We start from the raw sequence: 22204 nt of genomic DNA, 5'->3' as shown, positions 1-22204 counted from the left end.
GCAACCCGCAGCTCGTTTACCGCTTAAGTCGTTGCCCGCTAGAGCGCCTCAGCGACCTTTCCACTGCGGTGTGCGCTTCTCACCGAATGCGCGGGCGCCCTCGAGAGCGTCCTCGCTCTTGAAGACTGCATCGTGCTCCTCAGCAGCCACCGCTTGCGCCGCCTCGACCCCTTTGGCGTACGTCGCGCGCATCAGCTTCTTGGTCGCGAGGACACCCAACGGGCCGTTCTCCGAAATACGGGCCGCGAGTTCCAGAGCAGTCTTCAGAACATCTGCGGCCGGCACGACCCTGTTGACCAAACCGAGCTGCAGGGCGCGCTCAGCGTCGATGAAGTCGCCGGTGAGACCGAGCTCCAACGCCACCGCCAGCGGAATGCGCGCCGGTAGTAGATAGCCACCACCGGCCGCGTACAAGCCGCGCTTGACTTCGGGGATGCCGAACTTAGCTTGGTCGGCTGTCACAACCAGATCGCAGTTCATGACGAGCTCGAAACCGCCGGCGACCGCCGTCGCATTCACAGCGGCGATGACGGGCTTGCCGAACGCGCCACGACTGAATTCCGTGAAGCCGGCCATTGCTGCCGGATCACGGGGCGGGGCGCCGGAGGACTGGGCGGCAGCAAAAGCCTTCAGATCCATACCGGCACAGAACGCCTTGTCGCCGGCTGCGGTCAGGATCACGACTCGTACACCGTCGTCGACCTTGGCCTCGGCGAAGGCAGTTGACAGCTGCTCGAGCATCTCCGGGTTGAGGGCATTGCGCTGCTCGGGCCGGTTGAGGGTGAGGATCTCTACAGATCCCTCGCGTCGTCGTTCGAGGTCCATCGTGAACTCCTTCGATCGTGGGGCAGCGCCCGGGCAGGGCTCGGCGCAGGCGCGTCAACGGTTGCAGGCACTGAATCGCACAGGAAAGTGCGGACTCTCCGCCATCCGTCGCACGATATCCAAAGACGTTTACCTCGTTTCCGCGGGGACTGCAAGGGATGAGCCCCGGATAGATGGGATATGACACTCTGGCGATCGGCCCCAGTCGATCGGCCGCAAGCAATCGACCGCGGGGTTTGGACGGACACGCCGAATGCCAGCCTTGCTGGTCGTTGTTCATCAACAGGTTCTGCGAACAGGTTCGAGTTGGGGCACTTGCAGGGCAGACTTGCCTCATGACCGATTCCGTTCAGCGAGAATCATCGGCGGCACCAGGAAATGCCAACGTCGGCGATCCGGACGCTGATGCCCGGCCGACGCACCCCGCCGTTCATCGAGCGAGCTGGATAGGTCTGACGCTCGGTGCGCTCGGTGTTGTCTACGGCGATATCGGTACGAGTCCGCTGTACGCCCTTCAGACGGTCTTCTCGATTGATCACGGCGCGGTTCGCGCGACGCCGTCCGACGTCTACGGCGTGATATCGCTGGTCTTCTGGTCGATAACCCTGATCGTGTCGGTCAAGTACGTGTTGTTCATTCTTCGCGCCGACAATGATGGCGAAGGCGGCGTGATGGCACTCGCCGCCCTGGTGCGCAGGACACTCGGTAGTAATGGCAGACGAGCCGCGATTTTCATGGGCCTCGGTGTGTTCGGAGCATCGTTGTTCTACGGCGACAGTCTCATCACGCCCGCGATCTCGGTGTTGTCGGCAGTAGAGGGTCTCAAGATCGCGGCGCCGAGCCTGTCCGACCTTGCCCTGCCATTCAGCGTTGGCATCGTGGTGATTCTCTTCGCCGTGCAGCGATGGGGCACCCATCGAGTAGGTCGCCTGTTCGGGCCGGTCATGGTCGTATGGTTCGTGACCCTGGGGGTTCTGGGGCTGCCGAAAATCGTCGCCCACCCCGACATTCTCCGGGCCTTGTCACCGACCTACGTTGTGAGCTTCATAGCCGACCATCCCTATACCGCCTTTATCGCTATGGGCGCGATTGTGCTAGCCATAACGGGCGCAGAGGCCCTCTATGCCGATATGGGCCACTTCGGGCGCCCGCCGATTCGCCGTGCGTGGTTCGCGATGGTGTTTCCGGCTCTCACACTCAACTACCTGGGTCAGGGCGCGTTGATCCTTCACCAACCGGCCGCGATCCAGAATCCGTTCTTCCTGCTGGTGCCTGGCTGGGCCAGGATTCCGATGGTCATCTTGGCCACCATGGCGACCGTGATTGCCTCGCAAGCCGTGATCTCCGGGGCTTACTCGGTTTCGCGTCAGGCGGTCCGGCTCGGGTTTCTGCCGCATCTCACGATTCGGCAGACGTCCACGAGTGAGAGCGGGCAGATCTACGTGCCCGCTGTCAATTGGTTGCTGTGCCTGGGCGTCCTCGTATTGATGCTGAGCTTCCGAACGTCGAACAAGCTGGCGACGGCCTACGGGGTCGCGGTTACCGGAACGTTGATCATCACCACAACCTTGTTCCTGGTCGTGGCTGCGACCCTCTGGAGGTGGGCTCTGTGGAAGCTCATCCTCGCCGGAGTGGTCTTCGGCGGCGCCGAGGTCACCTACTTCGCCGCCAACCTGACGAAGGTCGCGCACGGCGGTTGGTTGCCGTTGTTGGTGGCCCTCGGTGTGTTCACGGTAATGATGACCTGGCAGCGCGGACGCATACTCATCACGGACCGCCGGACCGAGCTGGAAGGGCCGCTGATGCCCTTCATCGAACACCTGCACGAGAAGAAGATCATTCGGGTGCCGGGCACAGCTGTTTTTCCGCATCCGACGGGGCAAACCACGCCGCTGGCGCTGCGCGCGAACCTGGAACACAACCATGTCTTGCATCGACGCGTCGTGATCATCTCGATTGTTTCGGACACGGTTCCGCACGTACCGCTTGCCGATCGACTCACCGTCGACAACCTCGGCTACACCGACGACGGAATCGTGCATCTCACCGTGAGATTCGGCTTTCAGGACGAGCAGAATGTCCCGGACGTACTTCACGCGGTACGCGGAAAGCACAAAGAAGTCGACCTCGATCTCACCGACGTCACGTATTTCCTTTCGAAGATCACCATTCGACGCGGTGACAGCAAGGCGATGAGTTCTTGGCGAAAGCGACTCTTCATCGGGATGTCTCACAACGCCGCGACGCCATCGGAATACTTCCGACTGCCAGAAGACAAGACGGTAGTGATGGGCTCGCACGTCGACCTTTAGGGTCGGCGCGCCACGGTCGCTGGTGCGGACACACGCTGATCGCCCATCAGCTGCGAATGCCAGTGGCAAAGCGGCAGCGGCCTTTCGATGTGAGCTTCGTGAAGCGGCCACGCGTCTTCGTGGATCGCGCCGGGCGCCACCAGAAACCAACCGTCGGCAGGATCTTTGCACCTCTGGACATTGCAGGTCGCCATGCCCGTAATACTTCATCGTGACAGTGAACAACTATCGAATTCGGCCTTTCGAGCGGGCAGAAAGCAGCGTTCGATCTCACGTCCTATCGCTGTCCAGCGGAACGGCCGTTGCCCGGACCAGCCCAAGTTGAACGGTCTGTGGAGGCATCACCGCGTTGATCGACCAGTCACTTGCGGTCCGAATGCGGTTTCCGGGCAGCGACAGCAGATGATAAGCCCGCGTGACGGCCTTGGCAGGCACGCCCGACAGGGGGACGTTCAGCGGGTTTGCCGCAGCGGACGCGCCGCCCAGGTCGACAAGAAAGCCCAGGTCTCGATGGCGGTAAGGCTTGCGCTTGCTGTCGTCCACACCAGCGTTGGTGGTCAGTGACGCTACGACGTTGGCCGCGACGAGCTTGCCCTGACGCTCTGCGTGCTGCGCGGTCATTGCCGTCAATTCGCCGGGTCGGGTGAGGTCCGGCACCGCAGCGCAATCGCCGCAGGCGAACACGTTCGGGTAACGCGGCACAGACAGAAATTCGTCGACTACCAACCTGCCGCGCTGGGTTTCGAGCCTCATCCCGGCGACCAGCGGATCCGGTCGAACGCCGACGCACCAGATCAGAGATCGGTTGGGCACCTCTTCGCCGTTGGTCAGTCGAGCGCTGTTTGATACCGCGCGCTCGATCGACTGTTCGGTGCGAACTTCCACCCCGCGCTTTCGCAGCACCCGCTCTGCTGTGACCGATAGCCGTGGATCCAGTTCTGGAAGCAAGCGCGGGGCGATGTCGAGAATCATCCACCGCATCCGTTGATGGCGGAGCGCGGGAACCCGCCGTGCCAATCGCGCGGTGAACAACTGACCCTGGGCTGCGACCTCAGTACCGGTGTAACCCGCTCCGACCACCACGAAGGTGCAGCGGGCGTCACGTTCTTCTGAATCGCGTGTGGTGGCGGCAAGCTCGATCTGCCGAGTGATGTGATCGCGAAGATACAGAGCCTCAGCGATGCCTCGGAAGCCATGCGCATGTTCAGACACCCCTGGAACCGGTAGCAGCTTGTTTACGCTTCCGGCAGCGAGGATCAGACGGTCGTAGTCCATTTCGTCCCGCACTCCCTCGGGATCTGTCCAGCTCACAGACTCTCGCTCAAGGTCGATTGCATCCACTTTGCCCAATACCAGGCGAACCCCGGGTAACCGCTGCGGGAGCGATACGCAGATGCGCCGCGGCTCGAGTACCCCCGCCGCAACTTCGGGCAGCAACGGCAGATAGAGAAAGTAATCCGTCGGGTTGATCAGCACGATCTCGGCCGTCCGGCCGACCAGTTTGAGCAGGGTTCGGGCCGCGTAGTAGCCCGCGAAGCCTGCGCCGACGATCACAATTCGCGCGGACCCAACCCTCGACTCGTCCATCCTGGCTCCTCGAAAGCGACGGTGAAGTCTCATTCTCTATCGCAAGTCGATCGCCGGCTCAACCGAATAGTCGCCCTCGTGTCGGCGTCGACCCGACCTGCTGCAAGTTCCAGAGCTGCAAGATCCCAAGCTTAAAGACCCTGGGTGAAAGATCCTGAGCGAGATCAGCTGTACTTCTTAGCGATTCGCCGTGCTTTATCACGCGTATCGATCGCATTTTGTTGCTCTCGCTCATGCAATATCCCGAATGTGAACCCGTTCTCCCCTCTGGCTGTTCCGGCTTTGGCGCCCAACCTCCGCAGCAGCTCTGCGCTGACGATGCTGTCTTGGTGCTCGCCGAGCAGATCCTGCAGCTTCTGATACCGGCCGGCCTGCTTCGCGGAAGCCTTGCGGCCGATGACAGGTTCGGCGGCCTCGGCCGCGTACCGGGCTCGCTTCGCCGCCTTGCGAGCAGCGTGCAGGCGGTGAACGTCACCAGTTGCATTCGCATGTCGGAGGCGACGTGCCACCTTGCGCTCAGCCTTGTCGACCAACCGGGTCAACTCGTTTGGCCGTCCAGAGGCCTTCGGCTGCAGCGGCGGGTCCGCGACCCACGCAGCGATGTCGGCGAGCAGCGAAAGGTAGCGAGGCTGGCTCATCGCCTCCTGAAGGGTCTGCCAGTGTTCGCCTTGTTCGGCTCGCAGCGTGGTATCGATTCGGGTCTTGACTGGCCCAAGCACGAGAGTTTCGTCCAATCCCTCGAGCAAGCGGTCGAGACGCTTGGTGAGCACTTGGCGATCGCGAACCTCACCGAGCAAACCTCCGTACCACCGAAGCTCGTCGTCCAGCACGGCGGCACGGTCGGAGTCGAAGAGCACCGCGAAGGTCCGCAGCGTGCTCCGCAGCCGACGGGTAGCAACGCGAGTCTTATGAATCACGCTCTCATCACCACGACGCAATGCAATGTCACCGGCGATGATCATGCGTTGCTGTTCACGGATGTACGCGGCCGTAATGTCACCTGCTCGCGGCTTTCTATTGGGGCGGGTTACCTGATTGGCCTCAGGCAGCGCGCGGGACAGCTTCGAGCTGCTTGTCGATCGGTGCGCGCCCGCGCGCCGGAGAGCTCTACCCAGCGCTTGGAGCAGCTCTACTGGGTTCTCGCCGAGCTCGACCTCGATCTCGCGCCAGCTCGACGCGGTGGCCGAGTCGCCCGCTGCCGAAGCCCGAACCGTGTCATCGTCGATCTCGGCAAGGCGGCGCCCCTCGACATCCAAGAGCCGGGTTACTGCGCGCTCGGTTCTCAGCGTTGCAATCTGGATCAGGGGTCGGTCAAGGCTGACCCCGAGGAGCAGGTCGCGAAGCTCCGGCGGCACGCTGCCGTCACCATCCTGCGAATCCTGCACACGGATCTCCTCACGGAACGGCTCGTGGGGAATCTTCAACTGCCAGCCGGTATCCGTCGTACCGGTGCGCCGCCGAAGCGTGATGTGGGCCTGTAGCAAGGCCCGGTCGGCCGTGTCGAAATAGTCGCTACGAAGTCGTTCCGTGACGTGCTCCATCCGGCCGCCGGCTGGGAGCAATGCATCTACCGCAGGGACAGCGAATCCGGCCTCGACATCAAACTTCAGCTCACGCTCGATATAGCTCTCAGTCATCTGTTCATTGTGCGGGGTCCACCTGAGATACATGTCAGGTTCAGCCTCCGTTCAGCGGACGCCCGCGGCACTTCTTGCCTGAGCGCCCCGAACAGCCGGATTTACCGACCTGGCCGAGATCGAACATGCGCTGTCCGATCTCGGCCAAACTGTCGAGATGCCGACCGGTCTCACGTTTGGATACTCAGCTGGATGTAGCCCGCGACAATGTCAACCGGCCGTGGCGAAGGCGTTTGCGAGCACGCGATCCGCTGCCGCGAACTCGGCCTGATCTTCGACCATCAGATAATCGCCTTCGTCGTCGAGACGCTCAGGCAAACCGTCAGCATCGACGACGACCGACCCGGACATGCCACGCCTACGACGTTCGAATTTCGATACCCCGCGAGCGAGGTCATGCCCTATCGAGCAGGCGTCGATTTCGTAGGAAACGCGGTTGATCTCGTCCTTGACGTACTGGCGCGAAAACAGTTCGCCGCACACCATGATCGGATCGCCCTTCTTCAGTGAAAGGGCTACGTTTTCTGCAAACTCGCGCCAGAAGACCACATTGATGAAGAGCTTGTTTCCATCGACCCACTCACCGGTCTCGCGGTCTTTTCGTCGCTTCGTATGAGCTACCCGAAACGAGAGCCGAGACACGCCGGTATCGGTCGTCTTGAGAACTATTTCGTCGACGACGTTGCCGATGATCGTGATGGTCGAGTCGTACATCATGTTTGCTCCTTCGCATGTTCCGGTTCCACCGGGGCCCGTGCGGGCTGAGATAACTAGACCTCGCTAGCGCCGGCCACGAGCAGTCGAGTGGGAACCTGTGGATGACTGATCTTGTTGGGGACAACCGCTGGCAACGTCGCGCAAACGGTGCTCGACTTCGGCTATAGACCGACCGCGGTCAGGTCCAGCCTTGCCAGTCGATCGGGATCCACCAGGGCAGCGATCTCGACGATCCGGGCGCCGACGACGGCGAAGCTCATGACAGAGATCCGTTCGCCTCCGGCGAGGATGACCACGCCCGGTCGGCCGTTGACCAAGACGGGCAGGATCTCGGCGTCCGGTCTGGCAAAAAGCATTGCTCGTCCAGCGACCGCCGTGGCGCCCCGTACGAACGCGGTTGCCGCGGCCCGTTTCGGACCGCCTTGTGAACGAAGAACGACCTCAGGATCCAACAGCTCGATGAGCTGTCGCAAGTCACCGCTACGCGCGGCAGCAAAAAACGCGTTCACCACGCGAGGGTTCTGCTCAGGATCGGCCTGCTCGGCTGGCGAGATGTCCTGAACCCGACGGCGTGCGCGACTCGCGAGCTGCCGTGTTGCGCCGGGAGTTCGACCGAGCATCGACCCGATCTCTTCGAAAGGAACATCGAACATGTCGTGGAGCACGAACGCAAGCCGCTCGGCTGGCTGAAGAGAGTCCAGGATGACGTTCATGGCAACACCGACCGCGTCGGCGAGCAGCGCCTCCTTCTCAGGGTCGATGCCTGCGACGCTGCTGACTATCGGATCGGGCAGGTAGACCTCCAGGGGATCCTCGCGACGACGGTTGCGGCTACGTAAGGCGTTGAGACACAACCGAGCCACGATCGTGGTCAGCCAGCCTGCGACGTTCTCCACGCCTTCGATGCCAGCGCCGTCGAACCGAATCCACGCCTCCTGAACGACGTCCTCGGCCTCCGCGAATGAACCGAGCATTCGGTAGGCGACCGACCGCAAGCGCGCGCGGTGCAGCTCGAATTCTTGAGCGCGCGTTTCAATGTCCACCACTCGCCGTCCCTCCTGTAGCGCCTGACGATCAGAAAACGCTTGTCACATCTACTCGTTCACCGGTGTCAACCAACTGACACCAGATACCTGCCTGGTGTGACTCGAAGCGCGACCGGTCGGCCTCCACGAAGCGCGCGCCTCGGTTCACCGACCACCGAAAGAGATGACGAAATGACCGTCCTGATGATTCGTTCGACCGTGAAACCGGAGTTCGCCACCGAGGTCGAGCGAGCCGTACGCAAGATGTTCGATGCCATCGAGAAGGCCAAACCAGCCGGCGTCCGCTATGCCTCGTACCGGTTGCCCGACGGCGTCACGTACGTAGCGGAGCTCGAGATCGCAGACGGTTTCGAGAATCCGTTGCCTACCATTGCAGAATTCCGAGAATTCCAGTCGGGCCTGAATGATTGGCTGGCCGATCCGCCGGCCGCGGACGAGCTGGAGGTGCTGGGTTCGTACCCGGCATGAGACACGCCGTCAACGGTCGAGCGGCGTTAGGCTTCGAGCTGCAACTCGTCCGACGGGCAAGCGAATGAACGACGATATGCCGTTGGTGCCACACCTGTGTGCCGCTGGAAATGATGACGCAGTAGCGCTGCGGTCCCAAACCCCGATCGTTGTGCGATGAATTCGATTGGCTGGTCAGTCGATTCGAGCTGACGCCGTGCGTAGAGCACTCGCTGGCGCAGCAGCCACGAGTGTGGCGTCGTTCCCGTGGCCTCGTTGAACCTGCGGGCGAACGTTCGTGAGCTCATGTTGACCCGCGCCGCCATCGAGTTGACCGTGTGAACACCCTCGAGCTCTTCAAGCAGCTCATCCATCAGCTCGGCCAACCCATCGCTACCGACCGGCGGTACCGGAAGATCGATGTATTGGGCCTGACCGCCGGCGCGATGCGGTGGCACAATCATTCTGCGGGCGACCGTATTTGCCACCTCGGCGCCGTGCTCGGTGCGCATCAAGTGGAGGCATAGATCGAGTCCCGCGGCTGTGCCTGCAGAGGTGAAGACACGGCCGTCCTCGACGTACAGCACGTTCGGGTCAACCTCAGCGCTCGGGAAGCGCCGTGCGAGGGCCGTGGCATGACGCCAATGTGTCGTGCAACGGCGGCCATCCAACAGACCCGCTTCGCCGAGAGCAAACGCTCCCGAGCAAAGCGCCATGATTCGCGCGCCATTGTCGTAAGCCTGACGTAGCGTCTTGATGACTGCAGACGGGATCTCGGCTGTCTCACCGGCCGACACGATCACTAGATCTGCGTCGAGTGCCTCTTCGAACCGATATTGCGCCGTGATCGTAAACCCGTTGTAGGTAATAACTGGATCTTCGGTCTCGGAGCTGACGAAGAAGTCATAGACCGGCAGGCCCTGGTCTGATCGGTCGATACCGAAGGCTTCGCATGTCACCCCGAACTCAAAGGGGTGGATGCCGGGGAAGATCAGTGTTACGACCTTGTTCAACGCCATGGTGACCATAATGAACCCATGTTTGGCGGATAATCAACTACTGACGTCTTTTCTGCCACTCGTGGCAGCATCTCGGCTAGCGCAGACTTACTGCCATGGCAATCATCATCGTGTTTCTAGTGATCCTGGCGGGACTCGTCCTCGCGGGTATGGGCGTTTGGGGCACCGACTCCCGCGATCCCCGATTCAGCATGTTTCCGCGGTCGGACGCCTTGCAGGGGCCGGACGGCTTCGAGCGGCGTCGCTGACTGAGAAATGGGGCTGAGAAACGTGGCAAAGCCGCTGGATAGCATTGCGGCAAGCCCTCGTAGCTCAGCGGATAGAGCAGGCGCCTTCTAAGCGCTTGGCCGCAGGTTCGATCCCTGCCGAGGGCACGTGTCGTACTGTCCTCGTGCGATCGCCGTAACGGCCAAGTCAGCTTGAGGTCGACAGCCGATCGATCAACGGATCCAACTCGGCGGCCAGCCCGAAATCTTGGGCCGTGACTCCCCCGGACGAGTGCGTCGCGAGCGTCAGTTCGACCGTCCGCCACGACAGCTTCACGTCGGGGTGATGATCCAGCCGCTCGGCGATCGGCGCCATCTCGCCGATGAATCGGACAGCGATCAAGAAGGACGGAAACTCAACAGTCCGATTGAGTTCAGACGTCGTGCCCGTCCATCCGCTGGCAAGCGACGCCAGTCCCTCGGCCAGTTCAGCAGTCGTCACGACTGTGCGATTCATGGCAACCTCCGGTCTGTCCGACGCTCGAGTTTTGGAGTGTGACCTCCGGTGAGTATGCAGCGACATTCGAAGGCGCGCTACGGCCAGCCAGGCTGTTACCGGGCGTAACGACGGCCCGGTGCTCTACGCTCGACAACCGTGAACGCACGCGAAGACAAACTGGTGTGGATCGACTGCGAAATGACCGGCCTGGAGCTGAGTCGCGACGCCCTCATCGAGATTGCGGTTCTGGTGACTGATGCCGAGCTGAAAGTACTCGGCGACGGGCTCGATATCGTCATCGGCTGCGCCGACGACGTGCTAGACACCATGGTCCCGTTCGTTCGCCAAATGCACGAGACCTCCGGACTGACCGAGCAAGTACGCACCTCAAAGATCACTCTCGGCGAGGCAGAGAAACAGGTTCTGGACTACATCAAGCAGTACGTGCCTGAGGCCGGCACCGCTCCCCTGTGTGGAAATTCGATCGCAACGGACCGCGGTTTCATCTCTCGTGACATGCCCAATCTCGACGGATACTTGCACTATCGGATGATCGATGTCTCCTCGATCAAGGAGTTAGCGCGGCGCTGGTACCCGCGGGTCTACTTCGGGCAACCACCGAAGGGTCTGGCGCACCGGGCGCTGGCAGATATCCATGAGAGCGTGCAGGAGCTCCGGTACTACCGCAACACCTTGTTCGTCCCGCAACCCGGCCCTACGAGCGAGGAAGCGACCGCGGCAGCAACCGCCGCATTGCAGGGTTAGGGTTCGCCCGTTCGACTGGTCCCACAGCGGCAGCTTTGCGATGGTCAACCCCCGCAAGAACCGGACACCTCAACAGGTAGACTGATCCAGCTCAGACGCTCACGATCGTGAGGGCCCGAGCAATGGTGGGTGTAGCTCAGCTGGTAGAGCGCCGCGTTGTGGTCGCGGATGTCGCGGGTTCGAGTCCCGTCACTCACCCCAAAAAGCGCAGCCCCCGAGCAGTCGGGGGCTGCGTTGTTTCCGAGCCATCCGCCGACTCGTTCATCAGGCCCTCCGTTCATCAGGCCCTCCGTTCGCCGTCGCTGCCATTGCTTTAACCGACACGCTCAATCGAGAGCGGACCAAGCATTTGTATACAATGTACGAATGGCTCCCACTGCCAGCCTTGGCGCCACCCACCCGTCGCTACGCGACGTGGTCGCAACGGAACTGCGCCGACTCATTCTGGCCGGAGAACTCGCCCCTGGTACTCGCTTGATCGAGGATCGACTCGCCGAGCAGCTCGGCGTGTCTCGCAATCCAGTTCGCGAGGCGATTCGAGTTTTGGGTGCCGAGGGATTCGTGGAAGTGACGGCACGTCGCGGCGCCTTTGTCGCGACGATGTCAGACAAGCAGGCCATCGACTTGTTCGAGGTTCGACTGGCACTCGAACCGCTCGCGGCCCGGCTCGCCGCGCACGCGGCGCAACCACAGGACATCGATGAGTTGGCCGAAATACTCGAACGGGCCAGGCTCGCCACCGATGACACAAATCTAGATGCGCTGTCTGATCTCAACACCGAATTCCATTCGAAGGTGTTCGGGATCGGAGGGAACGACTATCTTGCCGGGATTGGAATTCCGATGGTGAAGCGCGGTCAATGGCTGTTCAGGCACAGCGCCTCGTATCGCGCGCCGCACTCATGGGTGGAACATCAGGGACTGATTGCTGCGATCCGCGCCGCCGATGCTGAGCTGGCTGAGTCCGAAGCCCGCGATCATGTTCTGGCCGCGCGCGCGTCGTATCGGCGGCCCACTGGCGGCACCACTGTCGGCTCCGCTGGCGGCTCCGCTGGCGGCTCCGATGGCGGCTCCGATGGCGGCAAGGCGTAGCCGGAGAATGAAGTCAGTGACAGGTGCGGCTAGTGACCGCGGGAGCCACCGCGCGGTGGGCCGATGACACCCGGTCAGGCCGCCCTGCTGGCCGGTGCCGGCTTCGTGGCCGGAACGCTGAACGCAGTCGCCGGGGGCGGTTCGCTCATCTCGTTTCCAGCCCTGCTCGCCGCCGGACTCGGCAGCGTGCCGGCAAACGTCACGAACACCGTGGCGCTGTGGCCCGGCTACGTCGGTGGTGCGATCGGCTACCGGAGAGAGCTTTCCCAGGACCGCAGACAGGTTGTCGCGCTCTGCTTGACGGGATTGGTCGGCGCCGCAGCGGGCTCGGTGCTGCTGCTGACCACGCCCGCTGATGTGTTCACTGCCCTCGTGCCGTGGCTGGTGCTAGCGGCCACCGCGCTGTTTGCCCTCCAGCCGTGGGTTTCGGCATGGGTGTCTCGGCGAGCACGAATGAGCGGCAGGGACCCATCCGGGCCGCCCCTCATCATTGGGGTGCTGCTGGCGTCGGTGTACGGCGCCTATTTCGGCGCCGGCCTCGGCATCATCTTGTTGGCCGTAATAGGCAGCCTGTTGAGCATCAACCTCCAGCAGGTCAATGCCTACAAGAACGCGCTCTCGATGTCGATCAACACCCTCGCGATGGTGTTCTTCGCGATTTTCGGCCCGGTGCACTGGCTCCCGGTGCTGATCATGGCCGCGACCAGCCTGCTCGGTGGCTTCCTCGGCGCCAAGGTGGCTCGCCGCCTACCGGCCCACGGACTTCGCATCGCCGTGATCGGGTTTGGCACCGTCGTTGCGATCGTGCTCTTCGTGCGCTGAAGATGGGTCGGCCCGCTGGCTCGGCCGTTCAAGGTAGGAAACATCCGGCTCCTTGAAGCCAAACTTGCGGTACAACCCGTGTGCATCGGCGGTATGCAGCATCCAGCGGAATTCCGCCCCGGGCCCGTCGTCGATCATTGCCCTCACGAGCGCCTCGCCGAGGCCGCGTCCGCGGTGCTCGCGGTGAACGTAGACGTCGGCAAGGTAAGCCAGGTTGCAGCCGTCAGATACTGCGCGGGCGAACCCCACCATCGCCCCGCACGCGTCGTAGCAGCCGACTACTCGCCATGCCGCCGCGATCTGGCGTTCGACGTCGGCGCGAGTACGCCATCGAGCCCAATATGCTTCGGAACTCAGAAAGCGCCAGGCCGCATCGACATCGACACGGCGTGGGTCATCGTCGATCTGATATCCACTAGTCTCGGCCACCCACCAAGCATGCAGGCCGCGACCAACCGATATTCGGTGGTTATTAGCCGAACTCCACGCGTGGGCCGGCTGCCCGAGATTTACGGCATTGCGTCCAGTTCTGCTAAAGTTTCGCCTCGGCCCGCAGAGATGCTGTCCACCAGATTTCACGACGCAACACGCACCATCTAGGCTCAACCAATACGCGCCGCTAGCTCAACTGGCAGAGCAGCTGACTCTTAATCAGCGGGTTGGGGGTTCAAGTCCCTCGCGGCGCACTCATCGCCATCGTCCGGTCCATCCGGTCGGTGGCGTTCTGCATTTCCGGTCTCGATCCACTCAAGCGGCACGCCTGTACGTAGAGACCACTGACGCAACACGATCCGCCGTGGTGTGACTCGGCCCGACTCGTAATTGCTGATCGTGTTACGTGACACCTCGATCGCTTCAGCGAGCGACCCCTGATCCAATCCCGCAAATTCTCGGGACTTTCTTAGACGGTCGGCGACGGTCCAGATAGGGACGATGCCGGGTTCGAGTGCGCTGGTCATGCGCACAAGGTTACGCATGGCGTAGATCCTTGCGCAAGCCTAGAAACTTTGCGACTCGCGCAACCTTAGGTACTTGCATGTTCCGCGAACCTGCCCTACGTTGTGCAAATGCCAAACCATCACCAAGTGGTGAATAGATCCGACCTCGCGGCCACCGCCGAGGTAGCTGAGATTTTGGGGCGGTCCGTTGCCACCGTAAACCGTTGGGCCAAGGACGGGAAGCTCCGTCCCGTGGCAAAGGCTCCCGGTATTCGGGGGCCGTACCTGTTCGATCGCGCCGAGATCGCGCGATTTAAGACCGGCCGCCACTCGTGACCGCCGAGATCGTTCTATTCGCTATCCCGTGCATCATCTCGTGTCTGGCGGTCACCGCTGGCCGTCGAGTCCTGAGCCGCCAGCGGGCGGATCTTCGGAAGGACCGCGTCGAGCACCTTGAGGTAGTGGATCGTGTCCGCGAGGCGCTTCCTCGCTTCCTCGTCCTCCCTCATCTCGTCACTGAACATGAGTCCCGCGAATCCGGCGCCGAGCATCGCGCCCAAGGCGAGCATCGCGGCGGCGAGGATGCATCCGGCGGTAGTTGCCGAGACCGATCCATTCCGAACACCGACAAGTGCGAGGCTCTCGCCGAAGCTGATTACGAGGACGATAACGATGGTCGCAATGCGCACCAGTCTGGGCAGCCTCGAGATTGTGCCGACGATGTCGCCGCTGAGGTAACCGGCGAGCAGCAATACCGGTATGAGCGTCGCGAATACACCGCACTGGTCGGCGTTCATGTTTGTTCTCCCTCTGGTTGTGGTGATCCGAGGGTAGGTGGCGAGCCGGGGCGCGGCGGCGAAACTGGCCTCGGCTCGCCGCGGGGGTCCGCATCATGACCGCGGCGGAGCAGGCGTTGCCAATCTCGAGCCCCGTTCATTTCCGCACCACCGGATCGTCGGTTGCTTGCGGCGCGCAGCACCCCGCGATCACGGTCACTGATGATCCGGACACGATTTCGTGCCCGGAGTGCATGGTTCGCTACCTGCACGGCATGGACCGGCTTCGAGCCGACGTCGCCGAGGTAGTGAGGTTCACGAACCCGGTCGAGCCGCCGCCGTCCGCGCTCGCCGCTCGGCAGGCAGCGACTCACCGCGCGGGCCAGGCGGTTCGGCGCGCGAACCGGGCAGCAAAGATCGTCGATTCGCTGGCGGCGTCTGATGGCGGCCGCGCGCTGCTATCCGGTTACACGGCGGCACGTGAGCTGCTCGACACCGCGCTTACTGATCTGGATATTTCGCTGGCGACGTTGAAGAAACTCCGCCGCGACGAACTCGACGCTGCGAAGTCGGCATGACCGCGCAGGGCCTGGACCAGGTCACGCTGTACGACTTCGACCTGTCGGTCCAGATCCCGGTCGCGAAGATCGTGACGTTCATGGACCGCGAGATCGACTGCACGGTCACCGGCGCGATCTACATGGGCACACCGTGCTGGCTGGTCGAGCCGGCCGAGGCTGACCTCCACCGGATGGAGATCAAGACGCTGCGCACGTCGACACCGCCGTCGACCCGTTCGCTGTTCATCATCAAGCTCGCTTGCTCGTGCGATCTCTGCAGGCAGGCCACTCAGTGACCGCCGGTATGGACGCCGGCGGCTGGATCGTCGTCCTCGCCGCACTGCTCCTGGCCGCGGTCGCCGCGCTCTATGTGCTGTGCCCGCCGTTCCGTCGCTGGGTCGACGACGAAAACCCGAACCTCACCAGCAATAGCGAACGGCCACCCGCTGCAACGGATGGCCGTTCCGATCACCTCGAGAGGTAACACCATGCAACGCACATCTTATCGGCTGAGCCGTGTGCCGATCGTGATCGGCGCGGCGTTCGTCGCCCTGGTCCTGGCGTGCGGCACCGCGTACGCCTGCCACCCGACACCGTCACCGCGGCCCACTCCGCCCTCGTCGTGCAGCCCGAAGGGATACAGCTCATGCCAGCCGAAACCGAGCCACACCCGCACGCGACCGGCGGAATCATCGAGCCCGGTTGGCACGTCGAGCGCCTCGAGCCCGGCGAGCGATACATCCGCCTCGCCAACGCCCTCAGCTACCTCGGCACCCACCGATTCGAGCCCAACCGGCTCCCAACCGCCAGCGCAGACTGGGACGCCTTCAAGTCCGCCCGATACCAGCTCGTCCGCGCCGTCGAGCAGCAGCGCCGCCGCCTCGCCGTCGTCGAGTAGCGCAACGCCTGCTTGCCGGTCCGGTCAGATCATCACGCAGCCGGCGCCGTGCATCAGCGCACCGTGGATCTATTTGCCGCCGGTCAACCTCCCGCCACACGGCTACAAGCCGATACCGCACCTACCGCTACCGCCCAAGACCGTCGCTCACCCTGCCGCCGCGGCCGCGGCCGCCATAGACGCACCGGTCGTCGCCAGTCCCCCCGTGCTGGCTTCGACCGGTGCCACACCCCACCGCGTGATCGTCGTTGGGCTGATCTTGCTGCTCGCCGGCATCGTCCTCGTGGGCCTGTTCTGGCCGCGCCGGACGTGGGAAAACCCGACACGCAACTACACCAGGAACACCCGATGACCGCCGAGACGATCCCGGCCGTCCTCGAGCACGTCGTCATCGAGGAGGATCCGGCGATCCTGATCGCGCGGCTCCGTGTCGCGGCCGCCCGGCTACACCCGGACAACTTCGACCGCACACCGACGCCGATCCAGTACATCGCGATGGCGCTCACCGTCGAGCTGACCACGTTGTCGCTCATGATGGGCAACGAGGCTCACGTCCTGGCCGCGACCGCCATCTACGACGCGCCCGGGCGCTGGTGAATCCCGTGAAGCGCGTCACCGACCGAGACGAGCAGTGGCTCGCCGAGCACGGCCTGACGTGGCAGCCCCTACCGCCGAACATCATCCCGCCGGCCGAACCGCGACCCGTCCGCTGGACCGACCGCGGCGAACGCCTGCTGCTACTCGTCCGGACCGTCGGCGAATACGCGACCATGCTGCTGCTGTTCTGCGCGGCCTACGCCCTATGGCTGTTCTGCTTCTGGATCGCGATATGGCACCGCGACCTCGTGCCGTGGGTCGCGATCGCCCTGTTCGCTGTACCCGCGGCCGCCTACCAGCTGACCAAGAGGTGGCGGCGGTGAGCCCGGCGAGCGAGCTGTGCACGGACCGCAACTGCGGTCGGCGGATGGACCAGTTCCTCATCGACAACGGCTACGAATACCACGTCGGCTGCGGACTAAACCCGCGCGACAAGATCGCCGCGATCCGCTGGTACGCCGAGATATCACGAGAAGTACTCGCTGCCCGCATCAAGGCCGGCACGCAACTGCAACCGCAACGGATCGCGCTCGACATCATCCGCGAGACCGCGACCCAGCTCGAGGTGCTATCCGCGAACACCGTCGCCGGCGACATGAACGCGCTGGCGATCAAACCCACCGACCGCCGCGTCGCCTGGGCGAAGGCCATCGAACTCGGGTACGTCCAACCGTCGAGGGTCACCGTCGGAACCGGCAAGACGGCCACCCCGGCGTATCAGTCGCTGCTGTACCGGAAACTCACCCCCGCGCAGCAACGCCGGCGCGCCGCGCGCCTCGACGTGGCGGTGCCGGCATGAGCGCCGAGGTCGAGAGGCTGCGGCGAATTGAGGCGCTCTGCATCGCCATCGAGAACCGCGCCAAATCACTGATCGAACGTCCCGAGGAAACCCTGCGACGGTTTCGGCAAGAGCTGGCTGCACTCGCTGCAGAAGCACCAACCGAGGTGGCAAAGCGGGACGCGAAAAACCTCCGTGTTCTCGCTGATGCGCTGCAGAAGCGTGGCCAGTGGCCGTTGGAGCAAGCCGTCTTGCGCGATATCGCTGCGCGAATCGAGGTGTCGTCGTGACTGTTCCTGGTATCCCAGTAGATCCGACCGAGGATTTATTCGGTTCGTCATGGGACTGCGCAGGGTGCGGTGAAACCAATGTCGGTGTACTTACTGAGGACTCGACCTGCAGATATTGCGGCTATGTCGTCAACGCGGAGGACTACGACCCAGTAGAGCCCCAACTGGCCGATCCGAGCGCGACGGTCGTGGTCTACAGGATCACTTGCGGTCACCCGGTGGCCACGACCTCCGCGGCGATCACTGACCTGATCGTGTTCGATCGGGTCTGGGCTGTGCGGCCGGCGTCGGATGAGGATCTCGCGTTCATGGTCACGAAGGGCGCGGCCGGTTCCTGCTACGCCTGCCGTCTCCCGTCGCAGGTCAACTATCTGACGAAGATGCTGATGGTCGCCGCGCAGAAGCTGGTGACCGGATGAGCGCCGCACCCGCGCGGCCTCGGCTGACGTTGCCGGCGCTCCTCGAGCAGCTCGTCGAGGCGACATCCGCGGATGACGTGATGGTCATCGGTGTCCGCGCGATCGAGTCGCATTACCAATTCGCAAAGGTCTATTGCCGTGTGTGCCCGGGCAGCCACTCACTCAAGACACTGATCGGTCTGTGTGGTCACGTCCGCCGAACCTTGCCGAACGGACCCGGTAATCCGGAGCGGTGGCACCAGCACACCTTGACCGATTTCGCGGTCGGCGAATGAACGAACACATCCGCGAGATAATCGCCGAGGCCGTCCTCGACCTGGCCCTGATCATCAAAGACCCCGACGACCAAGAGATCCGTCGCGCCCAGCGCATGCGGTCCGCGGCTGAACGCGCACTGACGATGTGCGCCGGCGACGCGATCACCGCCATCACGATCGCTGCGTCCCTCGTCGACGTCGACGGCGCGATCCAACCCTGGCACCTGTCCGACCCCAACTGGTCAACCATCCACAGCGCCGAACCCCGAAAGGACGTCCCGAGATGACGATCACCATCACCGACATAGAAATCGGCCTGGTCCACCCGCACAAGGCCAACCCGCGCCACGACGCGACCGCGGACGCCGAGCTGGTGAAGAGCATCAAATCGTCCGGCATCCAGCAGCCGCTCACCGTAGCGCCGTCAGCAGACAACTTCGGCTACACGCTCATCGACGGCCATCGCCGTATCGACGCTGCCCGCCAGGCCAAACTCGCCACGGTGCCGTGCCTGATCCGTGAGGAACTCGCGCACGAGCCCGCGCAGATCGAGGCGATGCTGATCGCTGGGCTGCGCCGACGCAACCTGTCGCCCGTCGAGGAAGGTGAGGCGTACCAGCTGCTGCTGACATTCCCGGACTACACCGCGGCGATGATCACCAAAGCGACCGGCACCTCCGCGAAGAGCGTCAAGCAGCGGCTGCAGATCGCCGAGATGCCCGACGCCGCGAAGGCGAAGATCCACGATGGGCAGCTGTCGCTGGGCGACGCCGTGAAGTTGGCGCCGTTCGTCGACGAGCCCGAGGTTTTCGAGAAGCTCTCGCAATCGGTGGGCACCGGCAATTTCCAGTACAACCTGGCGGACGCGAACAAACGCCGGAAGGCGATCGCGGCCGCGATTGAGGCCGGCGCGGAGATAATCAGCAGCCGGGCCGCGATGTACGAGCGGTATCCGAACGCGATGAGACTCACTCGCGAGGATGAGGTCGGCCCTGGTGTTGTGCTGATCTACCCACCAAACGCTTACTACTCCGAGTACTTCAAGGCCGAACCTGAACAGGCCGAGCGTGATCAGCCGAGCTCCGTGATCAGTGCCGATGATGATGCGCATGTCTCCAACGCCGGTGGGTCGATGGTCGAGAAGGGTCGGGCGAAGAAGCAGCGCGAACAAGAGCAGGCCGACTGGGCCGAGCGTGAGCGGCTCAAAAAGATACGGGAAACCGCGACTGCTGCCCGCCTCGAGTTCTGCCGCGACGTTGTCTCCACGGTCGAGCTGAAGACAACCGACCTCGAGATCGGCCTGCGCGGCACGTTCTGGAACCTGGTTTACGAGGGCGAGAACGTGACGCTCGACTTGCTCGGCGTGCCTAAGAGCGATGACGTGGACGGGCGCCGCGCCCTGGGCCGCCAGATCACCGACAAGATGAGCCTGGCTTCGCTCGTCCTGGCGCTGGTCCTCACGCAGCATCTGCTCTTCTCTGACCCGATCCTCGGCACGCGCAACAGCTACCGCGATCTGGATGAGTATCAGGGCGCCCGCACCTATATGGACTTCCTTGCTGGGCAGCTCTGGTATCAGCCCAGCGATGTCGACCTCGAGCAGCTCGCGGCGGTCGACGAACGGATCGCCGAGCTGACCGCGGCGGTGGCCGGCAGTGGTTCGGAGTAAGCCGACCACGTGCGGAGCGATCGCCAAGGTCAACGCCCGGCTCGTACCGAGCCTGCAACGCCCGTGCACCGACCCGCCCGGGCATAGCGGCCGCAAGCATCATCACGTCGTCGACGGCCGCACGGTCATGGTCTGGACGCGTGACCCGGCCGAGAGTCGGCCGACGACACGCACGGTGCTACTCGGATGAGGTGTGATCTGCGGGCCTGCCGCGTCTGTACCGGGTGCGCCCACGACCGGCACCAGGAATGCCGGCAAACCGTGACCTGCCCATCCAGCGGCAGGGTGAACCGCTGCGAATGCTGCGGGAAACCCGAACCGCAATCGCTCCGCGAACGGCTGGAATCGGCCAACAATCCGAAAGTGAGGCTACCCGCATGACCGTCGTAACCGTAGGCACCGACGATCTCCGCCAGGCCCTTCGCGCCGTATCCGTCCACGCGGATCCGGATCCGGAGTTCGCGCAACTCCACCGCGTCCGGCTCGAGATCGGATCGGTGAATTTGACCGTCACCGCCACGAACCGTTACACGGTCGGCCACGCGATCGTGTCGATCGAGGACGGCGATGGCGAAGTCGCCAAGTTCGACCTGTCACCCCAAGACGTCAAGGAGATTCTCGGACTGTTCAAGGGCAGCAAAGACGGCCAGGACGAGTTCCTCCGCCTCGAGGTCACCGACGAGCTGCTCACCGTCACCGACATCTCTGGCCTGTTCGCCGGCAAAGCGCTGTCGCTGCCCAGATACGCCACCGACGACAACTTCCCCAACATCGAAAAGCTGCTGCACACCAAGCTGACCGCCGGCACGTCCGAGTCAGATCGGATCGTCACAAACGGCCAGCTCCTCGGACTGTTCACCGCGGCCGCGAAGGCCTACAGCGAGGCTCTGGTCATCGACACCACACCGGTCGGCTACTCGATGGTCATCACGTGCGGCGAATCGTTCCTCGGGCTGCTCACCGCGATCCGGCCGGATGAAGATCTCAGCCTGCAAATCGACGGCTGGCACAGCGCCTGGCTGCGCCGGCTCGTCGAGTACTCCCTGACCATCGACGAAACAGAGGACACCAATGCCTGAGCTAACGACCCGATCAGAGCACATCCGATGGTGTAAGGAACGCGCTCTGGCGGAACTAGATCAAGGCAATGTCCAGAACGCATTTGCATCGCTGGTCTCAGATCTCGGCAAGCATGGCGCAACGCGCGACCACGCGGCATTTGAACTCGGCGCAATGCTCCAGCTCGGCGGCTTTCTATCGACGCCGCGCGAGATGCGGGAGTTCATCGAGGGCCTGGAGAGCGGCGACTGATGGACGAACACCTCTACACGGTCGCTGTAACACTTGCAGCTGCTCGTGAATGGCCGCGCACACTCCACATGGGCATCGAGGGCTACACAGCCGCTCACCGTTCCGTCGACGATGCGTTCCAGGCACTGGCCGCAATGCGCGGCCTGACCGTCACCGAGCTGACGGACGCGGTCAACGCCGAGACCGAGCGGCGACATGTCTGAGTGCGCCAGGAGCACACGCTCAGTGACGTCGGTGCACCTGATTCGCCGTCGCCGAGCGGAGGGCACGAGCGGTTCGAGCAGCCAGGGAATCAGATGGCGTGTCGGAATCGGAAACCGGCGCGATGGCGATCTTTCGATCAGAGGAATCGTCGTCGTCGGGAAAGACGATTTGAAGTGGACCGAGGACCAACGGGGCGAGCACCAACGCGACCGAGATCACGATCGTCCAAGACGGCCACCCCTTCTTGATTCCGCTCTCCGACCCCATGATCAGGAGCACCCAAGCCACCACCCCGCAGAACACACTAAGAGTCCAGGCGAGTCGCGAGGTCAGTGTCTTGGTGTACCTGCGGACGTTTCGGCGTTCGAGGACACCGGCCAGGAGAAATACCGGTATGACCTGGGCGAGGAGCACGCACTGCCCTGGACTGACACGGGGTTCATTGATCTTTGCGAGCAGCAACATGACGCTGAGTTTGCACTATGACCTTTCGACCAAAGATCGCCGAGGTGTTCTCGCGCGGCTGGCGAGAA

Annotated in this window: 34 protein-coding genes and 3 tRNA genes; 26 read left to right on the top strand and 11 right to left on the bottom strand. The window is 63.2% G+C overall.

Going from position 1 to position 22204, the window contains the following annotated elements; all coding sequences use genetic code 11:
* Window positions 1-48: 48 nt before the first annotated feature.
* Window positions 49-825, bottom strand: coding sequence for an enoyl-CoA hydratase-related protein (locus ACSMXN_RS09520; RefSeq protein WP_022911627.1), 777 nt, complete (start codon window positions 823-825; stop codon window positions 49-51).
* Between the two features lie 335 nt (window positions 826-1160).
* Between ACSMXN_RS09520 and ACSMXN_RS09515 the strand changes: the two genes are divergently transcribed.
* A complete protein-coding gene (locus ACSMXN_RS09515) occupies window positions 1161-3137 on the top strand; it encodes a potassium transporter Kup (protein WP_022911626.1) in 1977 nt (658 codons plus the stop codon).
* A gap of 270 nt (window positions 3138-3407) precedes the next feature.
* Here the strand turns inward: ACSMXN_RS09515 and ACSMXN_RS09510 are convergent, their stop codons facing one another.
* The 4 genes from ACSMXN_RS09510 to sigJ all read right to left on the bottom strand — a co-directional run bounded on the left by ACSMXN_RS09510 (window position 3408) and on the right by sigJ (window position 8124).
* Complete coding sequence (locus ACSMXN_RS09510) at window positions 3408-4724, bottom strand: NAD(P)/FAD-dependent oxidoreductase (protein ID WP_022911624.1); 1317 nt, start codon at window positions 4722-4724, stop codon at window positions 3408-3410.
* Window positions 4725-4888: 164 nt separating this feature from the next.
* Window positions 4889-6361, bottom strand: coding sequence for a CYTH and CHAD domain-containing protein (locus ACSMXN_RS09505; protein ID WP_027138997.1), 1473 nt, complete (start codon window positions 6359-6361; stop codon window positions 4889-4891).
* A 210-nt stretch (window positions 6362-6571) separates the two neighbouring features.
* Window positions 6572-7078, bottom strand: a complete 507-nt coding sequence (gene ssb / locus ACSMXN_RS09500; protein WP_022911622.1) for a single-stranded DNA-binding protein — start codon at window positions 7076-7078, stop codon at window positions 6572-6574.
* A 161-nt stretch (window positions 7079-7239) separates the two neighbouring features.
* Window positions 7240-8124, bottom strand: a complete 885-nt coding sequence (gene sigJ / locus ACSMXN_RS09495; protein WP_027138996.1) for an RNA polymerase sigma factor SigJ — start codon at window positions 8122-8124, stop codon at window positions 7240-7242.
* 171 nt (window positions 8125-8295) lie between these two features.
* On the opposite strand from sigJ, the gene ACSMXN_RS09490 reads away from it, so the two are divergent.
* Window positions 8296-8592, top strand: a complete 297-nt coding sequence (locus tag ACSMXN_RS09490; protein WP_022911620.1) for a hypothetical protein — start codon at window positions 8296-8298, stop codon at window positions 8590-8592.
* A 26-nt stretch (window positions 8593-8618) separates the two neighbouring features.
* Here the strand turns inward: ACSMXN_RS09490 and ACSMXN_RS09485 are convergent, their stop codons facing one another.
* The gene (locus ACSMXN_RS09485; RefSeq protein WP_027138995.1) at window positions 8619-9590 is read right to left on the bottom strand and encodes a helix-turn-helix domain-containing protein; all 972 of its coding nucleotides are present in this window, start codon (window positions 9588-9590) and stop codon (window positions 8619-8621) included.
* 95 nt (window positions 9591-9685) lie between these two features.
* On the opposite strand from ACSMXN_RS09485, the gene ACSMXN_RS09480 reads away from it, so the two are divergent.
* Window positions 9686-9838, top strand: coding sequence for a hypothetical protein (locus tag ACSMXN_RS09480; protein WP_022911618.1), 153 nt, complete (start codon window positions 9686-9688; stop codon window positions 9836-9838).
* A gap of 53 nt (window positions 9839-9891) precedes the next feature.
* Window positions 9892-9964: transfer RNA gene (locus ACSMXN_RS09475), tRNA-Arg, on the top strand.
* Window positions 9965-10004: 40 nt separating this feature from the next.
* Here the strand turns inward: ACSMXN_RS09475 and ACSMXN_RS09470 are convergent.
* Window positions 10005-10313: a 4a-hydroxytetrahydrobiopterin dehydratase gene (locus ACSMXN_RS09470; RefSeq protein WP_022911617.1), complete on the bottom strand. Its 309-nt coding sequence runs from the start codon at window positions 10311-10313 to the stop codon at window positions 10005-10007.
* Between the two features lie 138 nt (window positions 10314-10451).
* Here ACSMXN_RS09470 and orn point away from each other — a divergent pair, with 138 nt between their 5' ends.
* The 4 genes from orn to ACSMXN_RS09450 all read left to right on the top strand — a co-directional run bounded on the left by orn (window position 10452) and on the right by ACSMXN_RS09450 (window position 12974).
* Window positions 10452-11060 carry an oligoribonuclease gene (orn, locus tag ACSMXN_RS09465; RefSeq protein WP_022911616.1) on the top strand — a complete coding sequence of 203 codons (609 nt, stop codon included), beginning with the start codon at window positions 10452-10454 and terminating at the stop codon, window positions 11058-11060.
* A gap of 125 nt (window positions 11061-11185) precedes the next feature.
* Window positions 11186-11261 (top strand) — tRNA-His (locus ACSMXN_RS09460).
* 165 nt (window positions 11262-11426) lie between these two features.
* The gene (locus ACSMXN_RS09455) at window positions 11427-12152 is read left to right on the top strand and encodes a GntR family transcriptional regulator (protein ID WP_022911615.1); all 726 of its coding nucleotides are present in this window, start codon (window positions 11427-11429) and stop codon (window positions 12150-12152) included.
* Window positions 12153-12215: 63 nt separating this feature from the next.
* Window positions 12216-12974, top strand: a complete 759-nt coding sequence (locus ACSMXN_RS09450; protein ID WP_022911614.1) for a sulfite exporter TauE/SafE family protein — start codon at window positions 12216-12218, stop codon at window positions 12972-12974.
* On the opposite strand, the gene ACSMXN_RS09445 is transcribed toward ACSMXN_RS09450, so the two are convergent.
* On the bottom strand, window positions 12900-13403 hold the full coding sequence (locus ACSMXN_RS09445) for a GNAT family N-acetyltransferase (RefSeq protein WP_022911613.1): 504 nt from the start codon (window positions 13401-13403) through the stop codon (window positions 12900-12902). The two genes, ACSMXN_RS09450 and ACSMXN_RS09445, sit on opposite strands and share 75 nt — an antisense overlap.
* Window positions 13404-13587: 184 nt before the next feature.
* Here ACSMXN_RS09445 and ACSMXN_RS09440 point away from each other — a divergent pair.
* A tRNA-Lys gene (locus ACSMXN_RS09440) sits at window positions 13588-13660 on the top strand.
* On the opposite strand, the gene ACSMXN_RS09435 is transcribed toward ACSMXN_RS09440, so the two are convergent.
* The gene (locus ACSMXN_RS09435) at window positions 13622-13933 is read right to left on the bottom strand and encodes a helix-turn-helix domain-containing protein (RefSeq protein ID WP_081648962.1); all 312 of its coding nucleotides are present in this window, start codon (window positions 13931-13933) and stop codon (window positions 13622-13624) included. The genes ACSMXN_RS09440 and ACSMXN_RS09435 overlap by 39 nt on opposite strands.
* Window positions 13934-14059: 126 nt before the next feature.
* Here ACSMXN_RS09435 and ACSMXN_RS09430 point away from each other — a divergent pair, with 126 nt between their 5' ends.
* Window positions 14060-14248 (top strand): helix-turn-helix domain-containing protein, encoded by a 189-nt coding sequence (locus tag ACSMXN_RS09430; protein WP_022911612.1) that lies wholly within the window; start codon window positions 14060-14062, stop codon window positions 14246-14248.
* A 14-nt stretch (window positions 14249-14262) separates the two neighbouring features.
* Here the strand turns inward: ACSMXN_RS09430 and ACSMXN_RS09425 are convergent, their stop codons facing one another.
* Complete coding sequence (locus ACSMXN_RS09425; RefSeq protein ID WP_022911611.1) at window positions 14263-14709, bottom strand: hypothetical protein; 447 nt, start codon at window positions 14707-14709, stop codon at window positions 14263-14265.
* 95 nt (window positions 14710-14804) lie between these two features.
* Between ACSMXN_RS09425 and ACSMXN_RS09420 the strand changes: the two genes are divergently transcribed.
* The 16 genes from ACSMXN_RS09420 to ACSMXN_RS09345 all read left to right on the top strand — a co-directional run bounded on the left by ACSMXN_RS09420 (window position 14805) and on the right by ACSMXN_RS09345 (window position 21670).
* Window positions 14805-15266, top strand: coding sequence for a hypothetical protein (locus tag ACSMXN_RS09420; RefSeq protein ID WP_022911610.1), 462 nt, complete (start codon window positions 14805-14807; stop codon window positions 15264-15266).
* Window positions 15263-15544, top strand: coding sequence for a hypothetical protein (locus ACSMXN_RS09415; protein WP_022911609.1), 282 nt, complete (start codon window positions 15263-15265; stop codon window positions 15542-15544). The genes ACSMXN_RS09420 and ACSMXN_RS09415 overlap by 4 nt, the downstream gene beginning before the upstream one ends.
* Entirely contained in the window at window positions 15541-15732 is a 192-nt protein-coding gene (locus ACSMXN_RS09410) for a hypothetical protein (protein ID WP_022911608.1), read from the top strand. Before ACSMXN_RS09415 ends, ACSMXN_RS09410 begins: the two co-directional genes overlap by 4 nt.
* 162 nt (window positions 15733-15894) lie before the next feature.
* The gene (locus ACSMXN_RS09405; protein ID WP_022911606.1) at window positions 15895-16146 is read left to right on the top strand and encodes a hypothetical protein; all 252 of its coding nucleotides are present in this window, start codon (window positions 15895-15897) and stop codon (window positions 16144-16146) included.
* Between the two features lie 73 nt (window positions 16147-16219).
* Window positions 16220-16498: a hypothetical protein gene (locus ACSMXN_RS09400; RefSeq protein ID WP_022911605.1), complete on the top strand. Its 279-nt coding sequence runs from the start codon at window positions 16220-16222 to the stop codon at window positions 16496-16498.
* A complete protein-coding gene (locus ACSMXN_RS09395) occupies window positions 16495-16743 on the top strand; it encodes a hypothetical protein (RefSeq protein ID WP_022911604.1) in 249 nt (82 codons plus the stop codon). Before ACSMXN_RS09400 ends, ACSMXN_RS09395 begins: the two co-directional genes overlap by 4 nt.
* A gap of 5 nt (window positions 16744-16748) precedes the next feature.
* Entirely contained in the window at window positions 16749-17066 is a 318-nt protein-coding gene (locus ACSMXN_RS09390; RefSeq protein ID WP_155958244.1) for a hypothetical protein, read from the top strand.
* Complete coding sequence (locus ACSMXN_RS09385) at window positions 17054-17542, top strand: hypothetical protein (RefSeq protein WP_022911602.1); 489 nt, start codon at window positions 17054-17056, stop codon at window positions 17540-17542. Before ACSMXN_RS09390 ends, ACSMXN_RS09385 begins: the two co-directional genes overlap by 13 nt.
* Window positions 17539-17811 (top strand): hypothetical protein, encoded by a 273-nt coding sequence (locus tag ACSMXN_RS09380; RefSeq protein WP_022911601.1) that lies wholly within the window; start codon window positions 17539-17541, stop codon window positions 17809-17811. The genes ACSMXN_RS09385 and ACSMXN_RS09380 overlap by 4 nt, the downstream gene beginning before the upstream one ends.
* On the top strand, window positions 17808-18230 hold the full coding sequence (locus ACSMXN_RS09375) for a hypothetical protein (protein ID WP_022911600.1): 423 nt from the start codon (window positions 17808-17810) through the stop codon (window positions 18228-18230). The genes ACSMXN_RS09380 and ACSMXN_RS09375 overlap by 4 nt, the downstream gene beginning before the upstream one ends.
* On the top strand, window positions 18227-18505 hold the full coding sequence (locus ACSMXN_RS09370; RefSeq protein ID WP_022911599.1) for a hypothetical protein: 279 nt from the start codon (window positions 18227-18229) through the stop codon (window positions 18503-18505). The genes ACSMXN_RS09375 and ACSMXN_RS09370 overlap by 4 nt, the downstream gene beginning before the upstream one ends.
* Window positions 18502-18774, top strand: coding sequence for a hypothetical protein (locus ACSMXN_RS09365; protein WP_022911598.1), 273 nt, complete (start codon window positions 18502-18504; stop codon window positions 18772-18774). Before ACSMXN_RS09370 ends, ACSMXN_RS09365 begins: the two co-directional genes overlap by 4 nt.
* On the top strand, window positions 18771-20156 hold the full coding sequence (locus ACSMXN_RS09360) for a ParB/RepB/Spo0J family partition protein (protein WP_022911597.1): 1386 nt from the start codon (window positions 18771-18773) through the stop codon (window positions 20154-20156). Before ACSMXN_RS09365 ends, ACSMXN_RS09360 begins: the two co-directional genes overlap by 4 nt.
* Window positions 20157-20533: 377 nt before the next feature.
* Window positions 20534-21235, top strand: a complete 702-nt coding sequence (locus tag ACSMXN_RS09355; RefSeq protein ID WP_155958242.1) for a hypothetical protein — start codon at window positions 20534-20536, stop codon at window positions 21233-21235.
* Window positions 21228-21467: a hypothetical protein gene (locus ACSMXN_RS09350; RefSeq protein WP_022911594.1), complete on the top strand. Its 240-nt coding sequence runs from the start codon at window positions 21228-21230 to the stop codon at window positions 21465-21467. Before ACSMXN_RS09355 ends, ACSMXN_RS09350 begins: the two co-directional genes overlap by 8 nt.
* The gene (locus tag ACSMXN_RS09345; RefSeq protein ID WP_022911593.1) at window positions 21467-21670 is read left to right on the top strand and encodes a hypothetical protein; all 204 of its coding nucleotides are present in this window, start codon (window positions 21467-21469) and stop codon (window positions 21668-21670) included. The genes ACSMXN_RS09350 and ACSMXN_RS09345 overlap by 1 nt, the downstream gene beginning before the upstream one ends.
* 19 nt (window positions 21671-21689) lie before the next feature.
* Here the strand turns inward: ACSMXN_RS09345 and ACSMXN_RS09340 are convergent, their stop codons facing one another.
* Complete coding sequence (locus tag ACSMXN_RS09340; protein ID WP_022911592.1) at window positions 21690-22136, bottom strand: hypothetical protein; 447 nt, start codon at window positions 22134-22136, stop codon at window positions 21690-21692.
* Window positions 22137-22204: the final 68 nt, after the last annotated feature.

The organism is Parajatrophihabitans canadensis (assembly GCF_053764775.1).
This window is presented reverse-complemented; position numbering and strand designations above follow the sequence as displayed.